9 protein-coding genes and 2 pseudogenes are annotated in these 14,946 nt (G+C 67.9%); 7 read left to right on the forward strand and 4 right to left on the reverse strand.

The window, feature by feature from the left end; genetic code table 11:
- Positions 1-4: 4 nt before the first annotated feature.
- Positions 5-691, reverse strand: a complete 687-nt coding sequence (locus ABXG85_RS09885; protein WP_353513464.1) for a gamma-glutamyl-gamma-aminobutyrate hydrolase family protein — start codon at positions 689-691, stop codon at positions 5-7.
- Between the two features lie 886 nt (positions 692-1,577).
- The gene (locus tag ABXG85_RS09890; protein WP_353513465.1) at positions 1,578-1,730 is read right to left on the reverse strand and encodes a hypothetical protein; all 153 of its coding nucleotides are present in this window, start codon (positions 1,728-1,730) and stop codon (positions 1,578-1,580) included.
- A gap of 159 nt (positions 1,731-1,889) precedes the next feature.
- On the opposite strand from ABXG85_RS09890, the gene ABXG85_RS09895 reads away from it, so the two are divergent.
- The 4 genes from ABXG85_RS09895 to ABXG85_RS09910 are packed head-to-tail and all read left to right on the forward strand — an operon-like array spanning position 1,890 to position 8,065.
- Complete coding sequence (locus ABXG85_RS09895; protein ID WP_353513466.1) at positions 1,890-5,426, forward strand: ATP-binding protein; 3,537 nt, start codon at positions 1,890-1,892, stop codon at positions 5,424-5,426.
- Positions 5,423-6,019, forward strand: a complete 597-nt coding sequence (locus ABXG85_RS09900) for a hypothetical protein (protein ID WP_353513467.1) — start codon at positions 5,423-5,425, stop codon at positions 6,017-6,019. Before ABXG85_RS09895 ends, ABXG85_RS09900 begins: the two co-directional genes overlap by 4 nt.
- A 2-nt stretch (positions 6,020-6,021) precedes the next feature.
- Positions 6,022-7,284: an AAA family ATPase gene (locus ABXG85_RS09905; protein WP_353513468.1), complete on the forward strand. Its 1,263-nt coding sequence runs from the start codon at positions 6,022-6,024 to the stop codon at positions 7,282-7,284.
- A complete protein-coding gene (locus tag ABXG85_RS09910) occupies positions 7,226-8,065 on the forward strand; it encodes a DUF7281 domain-containing protein (RefSeq protein WP_353513469.1) in 840 nt (279 codons plus the stop codon). Before ABXG85_RS09905 ends, ABXG85_RS09910 begins: the two co-directional genes overlap by 59 nt.
- A 510-nt stretch (positions 8,066-8,575) precedes the next feature.
- On the opposite strand, the pseudogene ABXG85_RS09915 reads toward ABXG85_RS09910, so the two are convergent.
- A pseudogene (locus ABXG85_RS09915) lies at positions 8,576-9,223 on the reverse strand (transposase); the annotation flags it as partial.
- A gap of 565 nt (positions 9,224-9,788) precedes the next feature.
- Between ABXG85_RS09915 and ABXG85_RS09925 the strand changes: the two are divergent.
- Positions 9,789-10,004 carry a DUF433 domain-containing protein gene (locus tag ABXG85_RS09925; protein ID WP_353513471.1) on the forward strand — a complete coding sequence of 72 codons (216 nt, stop codon included), beginning with the start codon at positions 9,789-9,791 and terminating at the stop codon, positions 10,002-10,004.
- Positions 10,005-10,058: 54 nt separating this feature from the next.
- On the opposite strand, the gene ABXG85_RS09930 is transcribed toward ABXG85_RS09925, so the two are convergent.
- Positions 10,059-11,717, reverse strand: a complete 1,659-nt coding sequence (locus ABXG85_RS09930; protein WP_353513472.1) for a hypothetical protein — start codon at positions 11,715-11,717, stop codon at positions 10,059-10,061.
- 1,607 nt (positions 11,718-13,324) lie between these two features.
- Between ABXG85_RS09930 and ABXG85_RS09935 the strand changes: the two genes are divergently transcribed.
- Together ABXG85_RS09935 and ABXG85_RS09940 are read left to right on the forward strand one after the other, a co-directional pair.
- Positions 13,325-14,413, forward strand: coding sequence for a WD40/YVTN/BNR-like repeat-containing protein (locus ABXG85_RS09935; RefSeq protein WP_353513473.1), 1,089 nt, complete (start codon positions 13,325-13,327; stop codon positions 14,411-14,413).
- 249 nt (positions 14,414-14,662) lie between these two features.
- Positions 14,663-14,785, forward strand: a pseudogene (locus tag ABXG85_RS09940) (hypothetical protein); the annotation flags it as partial.
- Positions 14,786-14,946: the final 161 nt, after the last annotated feature.

Consider the following 14,946-nt stretch of genomic DNA (forward strand, 5'->3'; position numbering starts at 1 on the left):
GGGGCTAGCGGGCCAAAAGCCCGAAGAGGGCCCAGTGGTCCGGGAGGAGCTCAGGGTGCCACTGGACCCCCAGGAAGAGGGGGTGGCCCGTTAGCGCCACCGCCTCCACCAGGCCGTCCGGCGCCATGGCGATGGGCTTTAGGCCCCTTCCCAGGGCCTTGATCCCTTGGTGGTGGTAGGAGTTCACCGGGAAGCGTTCGGGGAAGAGATTGGAGAGGGGGCTTTCCGCCACCTGGCGCAGGTCATGGGCCAGGGTAGGTGGGGGGCTTTTCTGGTAGTGGTCCACCTGGGCGAAACCTTGGGACGGGAGGTCCTGGTAGAGGCTCCCCCCCAAGGCCACGTTCATCACCTGGACGCCCCGGCACACCCCCAGGGTGGGCAGGCCCTTCTCGGCGGCGTAGCGGGCGAGGAAGAGCTCGTGGGCGTCCCGCTCCGGGCTCACCTCCCCCAGCTTGGGGTGGGGCCTTTCCCCGTAATGCCCGGGGTCCACGTCCCCGCCCCCGGGGAGGAGGAGGCCGTCCAGGTGGGGGAGGATGGGCTCCAGGGCCTCGGGGGGTTGGGGGGGCAGGAGGACGTAGGCCAGTCCGTGATGGGCCAGGGCCTTTAGGTAGGGCTCCAGGACCCCATAGAAGCGGTAGGTCATGAGGCCCTCCGCCATGCGGAACTGGGTGGTCACGCCGATAAGGCGCATGGCTCCATCCTACCGAGACGTCTCCCCGCTTGTGTTGCGGCTGGGGTTAAAGTGACGCCTCCGCGGACTGAAGTCCGAGGCTACAAGATAGGCTTCGCCTGACCTCGGTTCAGGTCGCGGCCGAAACCGTGTCCACCGCCGAAGGCCCCGTTCAGCAGGATGGGGTGTGGGAGTTCCAAGATCACGCAAAATAATGTGTGCGGGGCACCCTCCACCAACCCCTGGCCTGGCTGTCCTCTTCATCGCGGGCTACTCCTCCCGCAGGCGGGGCCTAGAAAAGACCCGGGGAGGCGGACGCTCCCTGGAGCCGCTGATCTAGACCGGGAGGAAGCGTCTTGTCCCCTTAACTCTCCTGCTTCACTTCACAAAAGGAGGATCGCCCCTGGTCCCCTGGAGGGGGCCAAGGACCAGGGCGCTTCGCAAGTGGGTTAGCGTTGGTTAGGGTGCGAGGCAAGGGCTCTGGCCCATCTAGCCCTGCGGGGAATCCCCTCGAGACCCAACCCCTCTTCCTCCCGCTCCGCGGCCACCCGGTGGCGCTTCCCTCCCCAAGGGTGCGCCGTCGCCAGGTGAGGGCGAAGGCCACGGGTCAGAGCCCTGACCCAATGTTCTCCCATCGCTTTTCCAGCAAGCTCCCTATCCCCCAGGGGTATCCGGTCCAAAGGCCACACCGACCCCGGTTCAACCCTCCATTGCTCCTCTGACCGGGCGCGGCTCGCCCCCTCCATCTCCTAGGGAGCCAGGGAGAAGGGGTCCACGTGGGCGACGCCACGGTTCCTCAACCTTCCCCCATAAGGCGGCGGTGGAGCCGGGCCTAGCCCTGGGGAATCCGCCTCCTGAGGTGGACGTGGCCATGGGCTCGTCCCCTCGAGCCTCCTTGCCCAACAGGCTACGCCGCCCCCCAAGCCAGGGGCCCCTTGGGAGTGAGCAGGCCCTCCACCCTTTTCCCCCGCACCAGGGCGTAGATCACGGGCTCCTCCCCGAACCTCTGGGCCAGGGCCCAGGCCAGGGCCTCGAGGTCGTCCAGCGGAAGGATCACCAAACGTTAGCGCTGGGGCAAAAGGGCCGTGATCTCGGGGCGGCGGTAGAGGAAGGCGGAAACCTCCGCCCCCGCCTCCATCACCCGCCTCGCCGCTGGGCTGAGCTCTACCATGTTACCTCCCTCGAGCCTGGGCGGCCCGATAGTTCAATCTACTTCTGTATGCTGGAATACGTGAGCGAACCCTCGTTCCGGTACGGCCTGGAGCGCCTCTTTTGGGTCCTCCCTCACCCCGAAAGGCCCGGGAGGGCGGTCCCCTCCGCTTTGGACCTCCAAAAGCCCACCGTCCTGGTGGGGAGCAACGGCGTGGGCAAAACCAGCATCCTCCGCCTGGTGGCCTTCCTCTTCGGGCATCCCGACCCCGACAGCCTCGTGGGGGGAGGGCGGAGCTTCCTGGAGCTCTACCTGAACCCCTCCGCCGAGGAAGGCCCCCACAGGCGCCACAGCGGCTACGTCATGGGCCACTTCCGGGGACGGGAGGGCTACACCACGGTCATCGCCTACGCCCAGGGGCGCCAGTACCGCTACCTGGTCCTGCCCGGAAAGATCGAGCCCGAGATCCTGAAGGAGGGGGAGCGCTTCCTCAGCCCGGATGAGCTCCGCCAGCGCCTGGCCGCCAGGGGGCTGGTGGGGGAAAGCGTGCTGGAGGCCCGTAGCCCCCAGGCCTACGCCAGCCTCTTCGCCCACCGCTCCCGCTCCCCCTTGAGGGGCCACGCCTTCCCCTCCGGGCGCCGGAGCTCCCTGGGATGGTTCCTGGGGCTCTTCCTGGGGGAAACCCTGAAGGAGGAGTGGATCCGGAAATTCCTGGTGGGCCTGGCCCTGCCCCCCTCGGAAGAGGAAACCCAGGCCACGCCCGAGTTCGAAAGGCGCCTGGGGGAGGTCCGGCAGGAGCTAGAGGAGGTGGCCCAGATGGCCTCGACCATGCCCCGGGTGGAGGAGTACGGCAAGGCCCGGGAGGACCTCGAGGGCAACGTCCGCCGCTACGGCGCCCTCCGCCTCCGGGCGGAAGAGGCTTTGCCCTCCCTGGAGGAGAAGGCGAGGCGCTTGGAGGCGGAGGCGGCCCAGCTCGGGGAGGCGCTGGAACGCCTCGAGGGGGAGCGGGAGGAGCGCCTGGGGGAGTTGGAGCGGGCCATCCGGGAGCGCGCCAAAAGGGAAGGGCACCTCACCGAGGCCATAAGGTCCCGGGAGGAGACCCTCCATAAAGCCCAAGAGGCCCTAGCCCCCTGGCGCTCCCTCGTGGGCCCCTACCTGCCCCAGCGCCGGGAGGAGGTCCGCCGGGAGCTGGAACTGCTTGCGCGGGAGGCCACCGAAAGGCACGCCGCCTGGGAGGCGGAGCGCCAAAGGAGGCGGGCGGAGCGGGAGCGCCTCCGGGCGGAGGGCCTCCAGGAGCTCGCCAGGCGGCGGGAGAAGCTTTTGGAAGAGCTCAAGGAGGCGGAGGAAGCGGCCCGCGCCCGCCTGGAGGCCTGGCAGCGGGAGGAGGAAGGGCGCCTGGAAGCGGAGCGGAAAGCCCTGGAGGAGGCGCGCCTCAGGCTCCGGGAGAAGCGGGCCCGCCTCCAGGCCACCCTCGAGCCCGAGGACGCCGAGTGGCGCCAGGTCCGGGAGCGGATCGACGCCCTAAAGGAGGAGCTTAGGCTCCTCCAGAAAGCCCTCGAGGGGAAGCGGGCGGAACTGAAAACGGCGCGGGAGGACCTGAAGCGGGAGCGCCAAAACCTTGAGAGGATGCGGGAAGAGGTGGACAGGCTCCGGGCCGCCCTAGGGCGCCTGGCCCGGGAGGGCTCCCTCCTCCGCTTCCTGGAGCGGAACGTGCCGGGCTGGGAGGAGGGGGTGGGGAAGCTCCTCGCCCCGGAACTCCTGGAGCGGGACGACCTGGAGCCCCAGCTCATCTCCCCACCCCCCCTTCCCCAGGGACGGGTGGGGGTGGGGGAGGTGTCCCTCCACACCGCCCCCCTGCCCGCCCCGGCCAACCCCCTGGCGGAGCTCAAGGCGAAGCTGGAGAAAGCCGAGGCGGCCCTGCGGCAAAGAGAGGCTACCCTACCCCAGTCCGAAGCCTGGGTCAAGGGGCTGGAGGAAGAGGTCCAAGCCCTGGAGGGGCGGGAGCGGGAGCTCGGAAAGAGCCTGGAGGACCTCGAGGGGTGGCGGAAGGAGCGAGAGCGGGCGTTCCGGAGGGAGCGGGAGGCGGAGCTCGCCCGCCTGGGCAAGGAGCTAAAGGAGGTGGAGGCGAAGCTCGAGGCCCTGGCCCAGCGCCTCGAGGGCCTCCGGCAGGAGGGGAAAAAGCGCCTGGCCGAGGCCCTGGAGGGGGCCCGCAGGCCCTTCCGGGAGCGCCTGGCCGCCCTGGAGGAGGAGGCGAAGGCCCTGGATAAGCCCGCGGCGGAGGAGCCCCCTCCGGAGCTCCGCTCCCTGGAGGAGCGCCGCCGGGTCTTGGAGGAGGAGCTTCGGAACCTGGAGAAGGCCCTCGAGGCTTGGGAGGCGCTAAAGCGGGCGGAGCGGGAGGCCGAGGCACTCCCCGCCCTGAAGGCGGAGCTGGCCCAGGTCCAAGCGGACCTCGCCCGCCTTGAGGAGCGCAAAAACGCCCTCAGGGCGGAGTACAGGGAGCGGGAGGAAGCCCTCCGGCGCAGGCGGGATGAGGTGCGCCGGGAGGCGGAGGCGGCCAGGGCGATGCTTGGGGCCCTGAAAAAAGCCCTGGCGGACACGCCCCAGGTGGCCGAGGTGCGGGAGCGCCTGGCCCTCCAGGTACCCCGCTCTGCCCGGGCAGCGGAGCCCCCCTTCCCCGAGCTCCCCCCGGAAACACCCCAGGGGGAGGCCCTGCGGGGACTTTGGCAGGAGGTGGAGCGGGCGGAGGAGCGGGTGCGACACCTGCGGGACCGCCTCAAGGGGGTCTTCCGGCGCTTGGACCTGGAAGACCCCCTTCCCGAGGAGCTCAAGAGGCACTACCAGGCCCGGGGCCTGGCCCTCTCCCGGAGCCTGGCTGCCCAGGTCCAGTTCCTGGAGGCCAAGCTGACCCAGATCCAGGCCGCCCGGAGGCGCCTGGCCCGGCTGGTGGGGGAGATGAGGGCCAGGCTGGCGAGCTTCGCCTTCCCCAGCGTCCGCTGGGCGGAGGTCCACCTTAAGGACGGCGGGGAGGAGCAGGAGAAGGAGCTAGAAGAGGCCCTGGACCGCCTCAGGGATGGGGTGGCGGCGGTGGTGGACCACTTCGAGCACCCCGACCTCCAGCCCCTCTTCCCTGTGGGGGACCTCCAAGGAAGCCTGCGCCACCTGGAGCGGGTGGGGAAGCGCTATGCCGAGGTCCCTGTGGAGGAGCTCCTTTCCCAGAGCTTTCGTCTGGCCTTTGTGCTGGAGCGGGGAGGGAAGCGGGTGCCCCTGGAAAGCCTGGCCAAGCTGAAGGGGGTGGTGTCCACGGGGCAGGGGGTGGCCCTAGGGCACGCCCTGGCGGCCTCCGTGGTAAGCCTCCTGGACGGGGGGGCCCAGGTGCGCCTTCCCCTGCTGGTGGACGAGCTGGGGCGCCTGGACGGGGAAAACGCCGCGGCCCTCTTCCGGGGGCTGGAGGCGTTGGGACTCACCCTGCTGGGGGCGGTGCCCAGCAAGGAGGTCCTGGCGGAGGTGGCGGGCCGGGTCGACTTCCAAATAAGGGAGGTGCGGAGCATGGCGGTGAGGCCCTCCGAGGGCGTGGCGGTGGGCACGGTGGCGAGGAGGCGGGCATGAGGGAAGCCGAGTGGGCTGAAGCCCTTTTTCACCTGCGGCGGCGGGGATTCGTGCGCCAGGACGGGGACGGAGAGGAGCGGCGGGCCTTCGCCCTTCTGGAACGCCACCAGGCGGAGGTGAGGGCCCACCTGGAGGCGGAGGGGATCCTCCTTTGGGCCCTTCCCCCCGAGGAGCCCATGGTGTTCGTCCTCGTTCCATCCCCCTCCTACGAGGAGTTCCTGCGGAGCTCCAACCGGGCTACCCTTCGCGAGCGGGCGGAAGCCCGGCTCAAGGCCTACCTCTTCCTCAAGCACCTCCTCCTGGGAACCAGCTGGGCAGACGTGGGCCCAGGCTTCCGCTTCCATCCCCGGGCCGACCAGGTGCGCCACCTCCTCCTCCTAAGTGGGGACCGCTCCCAGTACGAAGCCTTCCTGCGGGCGGAGAAGTATCTGGAAGGGGATGGAGACGAGGACCTCCTAAAGGCCTGGGACAAGCTCCTGGAAGACCTGACGGACTGGGGCCTCCTGCGCCGGGAGGGCGGGGAGGTTTACGCCCTTTCCAGCCTGGCCCTCCTCTACGAGGAGGTCCTGGCCCGGGCGGGGAAGGAGGCGTAGGCGTGGAGCATGCGGTACGCCTAGCCCGCAGGCGCTTCCAGGAAGCCCTGGGCCTTCTGACCCGGCTGGAGGTGCGGGACTTCCTCGCCCGCCTCATCCTCCACGAGGAGGGGTACGAGGAGGCCCCGCCCCCCCCGGAGGAGGAGCTCCTCAGGAGGCTCGTGGACTACGGCCTGGTCCTGGCCCAGGAGGAAGGGGGTTTCCGCCCCTCCCGCTGGCTGGTGGAGTTCTTCCACGAGGCTTCCAAGGGCTACCTCCGAAGCTTCGTGGATGCGGGGAAGCAGGCCAGCGAGGTGTTGGGGGCCTTCGCCCGGGCCGAGGAAACCCTGGAGGGCCTTAAGAAGTCCCTGGAGCAGAAGCACCTCAACAACGCCCTGAACTACCTGCGGAGGCACCGGGAGGTCCTGGGAGAGCTGGACGCCCGCCTCCGGCAGATCCCCGAGGGGTTGCGCCAGCTGGTGCGGGTGGACGTGGAGGCCAAGCTGGCCGACGGGCGGATCACCCTGACGGAGGCCTGGGCCCGCTTGTGGGAGGTGCAGGAGAAGGCGGGGGTGGTCCAGGAGTCCCTGGAGCGGCTGGACCGGGGGCGGGAGAGCCTGGAGGCCCGCTGGGCCCCCCTCAGGGAGCACCTCGCCGGGGTGGACGGTCCCCTGCGGGCGGAGTGGAGGCGGGCGGAGGAAGCCCTCCTCCGGCTCAGGACCACCACCAAGGCCAAGGCGGCGAAGGATATCGACGACGCCATCCGCTTTTTCCAGCGCCTGGACGAAACCCTCGCCCGGCAGGTGCAGGCGCGCCGGGAGGTCTGGGAGCGCCTAGAGCGTTTGACGAGGGAGGGCCTCGAGGGGATGGCTGTGCCCCTCTTTTCCGAAACCCCCCGCTTCCTGGTACCGGCGGAGGAGCGTTGGGGGGCCCTGCGGCTGGACTGGACGGAGGCCCCGGAGGAGCCCCTGCCCCTCCAGGTCCTGGAGCCGGAGGCGGTCTTCGCCGAGGAGGCGGAGCCGGAAACCCTCCGGGAGCTTGCCGAGGCGTTCTTGGCCTCTTCCCATCCCACCCTGCGGGCCTTCGCCGCCGAGCGGGGGCTATCGGAACCCCTGGAGGACCTCTTAGCCCTCTACCTGTACGAGCGGGGGGAGAGGGGGGAGCTTAAGGGGCTTCGCTTCGTCACCGAAAGCGACGGCTGGACCCTGTGGCTCCGGGAGGTGCGCCGTGAAGAGGCTTCAGGCTATCCGGGAGAAGCTGAAGCGGAAGGGGCGATGCCTGCTTAGCGGGGAGGAGGCGCAGGCCTTGGGGGACCTTCTTCCTCCCTTGGCCCAAGCGGGGTTCCTCCGCTACCGGGAGGGGTGGTGGGAGCTCACCGCCCAGGCCCTTCCCCTCCTGGAGGAGCGCCTGGCCCTTTACAAAACCCCTCCCGCCTCCAGGAAGGAGGCCTACCAGCGCCTGGGGGACGACAAGCGCTCCGCCCCCCTTTTGGGCCTCGAGGTGGCGGCCCGGGGGGTGGGGCGGGGGCGGGAAGCCTTGGGCCTGGCCCCGGCCTTCCCCGAGGGGGCCTACGCCGTCTTCCCCTGGGAGGGGTTTCTCGAGCGCATCCGGGGGTTCCCCTTGGTCCTGGTGGAGAACCTCGAGGCCTTTCTCCGGTACCGCTTCGGGGGGCTTCGGGTTCTGGGGGAAGGGGAGGAGCGGGAGCACCCGGCGGACTTCGTCCTGGTTTACCGGGGCGACCCCAGGGCCCGTCCCCTCCCCTGGGGGGAAGCCCTAAGGGCGCACCCGGGGGAGGTCCTCCTCGCCTTCGACCTGGACCCGGCTGGGCTCGCCATGGCGGCGGGGCTAGCGGCGGAGCTTCCCCGCTGGGGCCTGGTGGTGCCCGAGGGGCCCCTCCGGCAAGCCCTCTACCGGGAGGCCACGGCCAAGCCCGAGATGCGGGAGCGGTATCGGCGCCAGGTGGGGCGGGTGGACCCAGGCCGCTTCGCCCGGGAGCCCTTCGCCTCCTTGTGGGAGGAGCTCGCCCAATGGGCGGTGGCGGTTCCCCAGGAGCGCTACCTGGTCTGAGGGCGCCATGATTGTGAGGGGCTCGAGGATAGAATGAAAAAGGTAGCCCTGGGACTGTCCCACTATCCCTCCGGGCGGAACGCGCTACGCCATGGTGAAGGAGTACGAAACCATCTAGGAGGTGGGTTGTGCGCAGGCTTTCTCTAGTCTTGGTTGCGGTGGGGTCCCTTCTCCTGGGGGGATGTAACCTTCTGAACTGGGCGCGTACGGACTATGTTGAGCTATTTTACTACCCGAAAGACCCCAAGGTCTGTCCGGAGGGCATTCTCGTTCGCATGGACATTGTGGAACCGGACTCGGTTTTGGGCGTGTATTACGACGACGGTCCAAGCGCAGACTTCTTGACGCCCGTACTCAGGCTAAGCGAAAACTCCTTCCTCATAACCAAACCCGCAATATTTCCAGAAAATCCAGGGGAGATAGACAGGGAGGGTCCTTGGATCTATCAGCGTAGGGGGTACTACGCAGTAACCCTAATGAGCGTGCATAGTCAATACACCTTGGGCTTGCCTAGTAAATCGCCTTGTACCCCGGCGGGGGAGGGAGAAGGGAAAGGAGAACCCTCAGCGCGTAGACCACAAGCTCCAAGAGCGCACGCACCCTCGCCGTCTTGGGCTCGCGCTCAAGGAGATACCCACCCCCAAGCCGCGTCTTCATCCCCCCAAACACCCCCTCCACCACCCCACGAAACCGGTACACCCCAGGGTCCCACACCTCCCGCCCCCAGGCCCGCAACCCCTCCCGCACCTCGCCTCCGCCCCGCAACCGGATCTGGGGACTAAGCCCCAGCTCCGCTACCCTCTCCCACACCTCCCGCCCGTCAAACCCCGCGTCCGCCAGCAACCTTCCCCCACGGGGACGAAACCTCCCCAAGGCCCAAGCCCCCAGAACAGGGTCCGGCGCGTACCCCGCCCCCACACTCCCCCCAAAGGGCCAGAGGAGCTTCCTCCGCCGCTCCCACCGCACCAGGGCCAGGAGCCGGCTATGCCCCCGCGCCCGCCGCGCCTCCGCCCCCCGGCGGTACCGCAGAATTTGGTCCTCGCTCCGGTAGCTCAGGCCGGTGGTGTCCATGAGGTAAAAGGGGGTCAGGGTCTTGGGGCGGGAGGTGGGCCTCCACCTCCTGGGCCAGGCGGTGGAGGAGGTCCTCCAGGAGGCTCGGGTCTAGGTGGTGGAGGGCGTAGCGGGCGAGGGATGGAGGGGAGGGGAAGGGTTCTTCCATCAGGTCATGAAGGAGGGCTTCGGTCTTGCGGTAGGTGAGCTTGTAGAAGACGCGAAAGAGGAGGAGGGCGAGGTAGAGGGCGTGGGCGTAGCGCCAGGGTCTGCCCCTTCGGCCCTTGGGGGTGGGAGGGGCGACCTCCTGGGCCAGGCGAAGGCAGTGGGTGAGGACCTCCTTGGGGCTTGGTTCTCGTCGGGGAAAGCCGCGCTTGCCCATGGCTCTAGGATGAATGACTCGGGGTGGAGTTTGCAAGGCAAGCCCATACACCTTCCACTTCTATTGCCACGGAAGCGGGCGGCCACAGGACGAGAGCTTCACCTTTTTAAGTGCAGATCGGGGAGGTAGGCTCTTCCTCATAGAAGACCCCAACCGCCCCTCGGGCTTTGCGGTACGCTACATCGATTACCGTCAGGAATAGGACACAGGCTTTGCCCTTACACGCCCCTCCCTGTTTGGGGGGGCTTAGCCCTTTCATCGTCACGGGGGCTCGAGGATAGAATGAAGGCCATGAGGGAGCTCATCGCCGCCGACCCCGAGGTCATGCTCGGCAAGGCCGTGGTGGCGGGCACCCGCATTACCGTGGAAGAGATCCTCCGCCGCTTGGCCGCTGGGGAGGGCCCTGAGGAGATCCTCGAGGCCCCCCCCCGGCTCACCCCGGAGGGGCTACGGGCGGCCCTCTTGTGTGGGGCGGAGGTCCTAGGCGGGCTACTGCGAGCTTCCTGAGGGCAAAAGGAAAAGCCCCCGGTCATCAAGCCGGGGGCTTACGTCCGATGGCGGCTAGGGAAGGGTGTAGCTGTTGCCCAGGCCGTTGACCTCCACGTTTGCCAGGGCGAGGTCCACGCCCTGGAGGGCGCTTTCAGAAGGAAGAACCCCACCCATGAAAAGCTCTTCCCAAGCGAAGTTCGTGGCGTTGCGAATCAGGGCCGTAGCCGCTACCCTCCTGGAGGAAGCCGTGGTGTCCTCCTGGTAACCGAGCTGTGCGCCCGCATCGGGAGGGGCGTAGGTGGTGCCGTTGCTTCCGGGGAAGAAGGTGGCGTAGAGGACGATCGAGCCTCCCGTGGTGGCGTCCTTCAGGAAGCCCCAAGCCTGAAGGGCGTAGAGGCGAGCGTCTGGGTGGTTCAGGGTGAAGGTGGAGCCGGAAACGCTCAGGGAGCCAGAGGGCCAAGGCTGGGGCACGGCGACGTTCCAGTCCTGCCCACCCGTGTCCTTGAGGGCGAACAGGTTCTGTCCCCCGCCTGTAGCGCTGATCTCGGCGGAGAACAGGCCCACGTACACCCCTCCTTCAGCGCTGGAAAGGGTTCCGTAGCGGTTGATGCCCCCCATGAAGGCCGCATCCTTCATGCCGTTCTTGAAGTAGAGCACATAGGCCCAACCCTGGGCTCCCTGGGGGAGGGTGGCGCTGATGGCCCGGACGGCGTCGAAGGGTTGCCAGCCTTGGTTGTCCACGGTGTAAGTCTGCCCGCCCTGCACGTTGAGGTTCACCCGCTTCCACCCTAGGGGCAGGACGTCCGTGGGTGTGTTATTGACAACGGTCACCCGGTGGACGGTGAAGACCAGGTCTTGGGAGCCAGCCGGGTGGTAGGCGTTGATGGTGGTTTGGCCTCCAGACAGCGGCCTCATGCTATTGAAGCTAAGCGCCACGATGTCCCCGTCCTGCACCGTGGTGTTCCCGATGGTGGCAGGCACTTGAACGACGAAGCTAGCGGAAACGTAGTTGCTGGTCTGGGGAGCGTAGCAGGTGAGCGGCACCCGGCTCAGCTGCGCGGGGTTAGCCTTGACGTGGTAAAGGGCGTCCTGGTACAAGGCGTCCCTGCACCGGGCCACCACCTGGTACTCCCCGCTCGCCTGGAAGGTGGCCTGGCCGTTTGTGAAGTTCAGGGCCTGCCAGCTTCCCGAGCCCACCCGGTAGAAGGCCCCCTGGAGGGTGCCCTGGGGGTCCACCAGGGTCACGGTGACGGTGGCGCTGCCGCCGCCCCCGCCCCCCTGCACCGTGAGGGTCAGGGTGGCGGTCCTATCCGGCTGCCCCTGGGCCCGCCCCTTGAGGGTCAGACTGTACTGCCCCGCGGGCACCTGCGCCCCCACCTGCAGGGTCAGGGCGCTGCTGTTCCCCGCGGCGGGGTTCGGGTTGAAGGACCAGGCGATCTTGTCCGGAGCCGGGCCCGTGGCCAGGGGCGCGTTCCCCTCCACAGAGAGGGTAACCGCCCCCGTGAAGTTCTGCCGGACAACGGCGACCTCCACCTGTCCCTGGCCCCCCTGAACCACGGTAAGGGCGCTTTGGGCCGGCTGGAGGGTGTAGCTGGCCGTCCCCCCGCCGCCCCCGCCCCCACCGCTTCCACCGCCACCCCCACTGCCGCCCGAGCCCGTGCCCCCCTGGCCCCCGCAGGCGGCGAGGACGAGGGCCAGGGCTACACCGAGAAGGGTCAAACGTCCATGCATCGCTTCACCTCCATAGCGTGGGGGGTCCCCCGTATCTATTGTATCCATGGCGTACCCGAGAGGGGAAAGGTAGCGCCCCTTACCGCCGCCCCTACCCACCTTCGGGGAACGGGTAGCGAAACCAGGACACGGACACGGGAAAGCGCAACCCCCTGAGGTACACCCGGCTCCTTTGGCGGCGCAACCGGGAGAGGAGAAGTCCCCCACCGTCTTGTGGTCCCACCGCGTTCCCACGATCCCCTCAAACCCCATGGCTCTTGCCCCATCTGGGAAGGGAAGGGTACTGAAGGCGGCATCCGCCGTCACCAGGAAGCGGAAGGCTTTGCGGAGCCAAGGAACGATGGCATCGGAGAGCGAGGAGGGAGAAGGCCTTCTCCCCCGCGCCCCGTCAGAGGCGGTAGGTCCAAGGGATGAGAAAATTTCCGTAGACCCGGTAGACCCCTACCAAGCGGCGGCCCCACTTCCTGTGGAAGAAGGAGGGGAGCAAAGGCTTAAAGCGGCCCCGCCTCTCCAGATGGCCCCTACGGGGCTGATCCAGGGAGACCAGGTCCAGGACCGCCTGGAGCCCGGGCTTGGAGCCTCGTTGCTGCCCGGCCTTATCCCGGGATTTTCCCCCTCCTTGTGGGCGAGGCGGGCTAGGGTCCGGGTGCGCCAGGGGTAACGGTTGAAGGAGCGGGAGAGGGCAACAAGGGATTGGGTGGGACTGTGCTGGGGCCCGGCCTTGGCGGTGCTTTGGCGGAGAAGGAGGAGGAAGGCTTTGAGGGAGGCTTGCGGAAGGGCCACGATGGCCGAGGTCAGGGCTGAAGGGCGCAACTTGAGTGAAGATGGAAAGCCCACGATCTCTTTGAAGTCCCCCGGTGCGCACCAACTGGCACAACGGTTGGGCTTGGCGTTCCCAGGCCAAGAGGGGGTGGTAGAACGCTCGCTTCCCCGCCTCCGAAGGGGCCGCTGAAGGCGTGGGGAAGGGTGCAGGGTGGGGGCACGGCCTGGGCCGCTCCATCCCTTGGGCGACATGTGAACCCGCACGGATTGGGCTCCTGGAGGGGCGCGTGGCTGGGAGCGGGTACTGGGGAACTCGGGCGCTTGGGGGGAGCGCTTCCTTTGGGTGGCGCACCTCGAGGCCCAACGCATCTCTTTTCGGGGCTCCCCCTTGTCCTCCCCCTACTCCAGGGGCCCCTCCGCCTGGGCTCCTGCTTCGAAGGGTGGGTCTGACCCTCCATTGAGCTCAACCAAACCTGAGTGTCCGAGGCCGGTTAAGGAACCTGTAAGCCCCCCTGGGGAGGATGAGGGTAGGGACCCGGGAGGGTTCCCTAGTTGGAGGTGGCGTCATGCGGAAGACGAATTGGCTTTTAGCTTTGGGCCTCGCCCTGCTCCTCGCCGCCTGCGGGGGCGGGGCCGGAGGAAACGGCGGGGGAAGTGGCAACGGGGGTAGCGGAACCCGAACCGATCTGAGCCTTGTGAGCGTCGATCCACAAGATCCCCACGTTCGTCAGGGAAAGACGTTGTCCCTCACCCTCACCCTGGCTTCCCAAAGCGGCTTCCAGGGGCAGGTCACCCTCCAGGTGACGGAAGGGGGCCAACCCCCCACCTGGCTCAGCCCCACCTCGGTGGAGCGGACGCTGAACGTGCCGGCGGGGGGACAGGTGCAACAAACGCTAAACGTCGCCATAGCCCCGGACGCCCCGGCTGGACCCCACACGCTAAAGGTGGGTGTGGTCTACGGGGAGGGGTCCGCTGAGAGGGATCTCACGGTCACCGTGACCCCGCTTTGGACCATCGTGGAACCCGTCGTGGACCCTTCTCTTCTAAAAGTCAAATACAGCAACGGACGCTTTCTGGCCTTGAGCGCACTGTGGCAAACCCAACGTCTGCAGGACATTTGGATCTCCGCCGATGGCCGGACCTGGTCGCGGGTGAGCATCGATCCGGGTGAATCTCGCCTTTCGGACATCGCATACGACGGAAGCGGCACCTACCTTGCGGTGGGGCCCGACAGCACCGTGCTCCAGTCCCAGGATGGGCAGACGTGGTCCAGGGTAAACACCCCATTCAGCCGCTTTGCGGTCCTCACTAGCGTGGTTTACGCCGCCGGCAAGTGGGTCCTCGGGAGCAACTACGGTATCCACCTTTATGACGGAACCGATTGGCAGACTATCGTCCCTACCGGCCAAGACCACGCTCTGGATGATGCTCTCTTCGTAGCCTACGGCAACGGCAAGTTTGTGGTGGCGGGAAGGGGCGTCGGCAGCAACCAGTCCGGTGTGGGGGAGGGGCTTGTCATCTACACCTCCGAGGACGGGGTGACCTGGCGGCAGACCTTCTTCTACCGAGATCCCTACTACTCCACAGCCTACCCGAGGAGTCTCATTTACGATGCCGAAGAGGGACGGTTCCTCTTGGCGGGGGACACCCAGGGAAACATCAGCCAATTCTTCGTGTTCGCCTCCCCCGACGGGAACCGATGGCAGCCCATCCACGGGGGTGGCCTCCCGGTTGCCACACGGGTGCGTGGCCTTGCCTTCGGGAGCGGCACGTATCTCCTAATCATAGAGAGGCCGGAAGGCCCAGTGGTCTACTCCATCAACCCGGGAGTTTCTGGTGAGCGGCGAGAACCCATCAGTGGCATCTTTAGCTTAGCCTACGGGAACAGCCAGTTTATTGGGGTCGGAACGAGCATCGCTATCCGCCAGCCTTGAGGGGGAGCGAGAAAACGCGAGAAGGTAACCACGAGGAAGTTGGCTTGAATTTCAAGTCTAGCCCTTCTCCCTCTCCTCGCCGCCTGCGGAGGGCAGGGGGGCACGGGCTCGGGCGGCGGAGGAAGTGGCGGCGGTGGGGGTGGAGGCGGCGGGAGCGGCGGCACGAGTGGTACCGTGAACACGCCGGGGGGCCAGGTGCAGGTATCCCTCCAGGGGGGCACCTTCACCCGAGGGCCTTCCCCCACCCAGGTGACGGCCAGCGGCTACCAGACCCCCTACGGGGGCATCGCCTTCACCGCCCGCCTTCCCCAGGCGGGGGGGACGCTCACGGTGACCCTGACCTTCCCCCGGGACATCCCCCAGGGGGCGGTGCTCCTCAAGTGCCTGAATGGCGGCTGCAGTCCCATCCACCCACATTCCGCACCCCCTTCACTCCAGCAGGTAATATCGCCCGGCCCCCAGGAGGCGCGCCGCGGTCTCGTGATGGGGAGCCAGGTTGAGGACGAACCACCTGCCCCCCAGCTCCACCAGTC

The sequence above is a fragment of the Thermus sp. LT1-2-5 genome, assembly GCF_040363165.1.
GTDB lineage: Bacteria > Deinococcota > Deinococci > Deinococcales > Thermaceae > Thermus.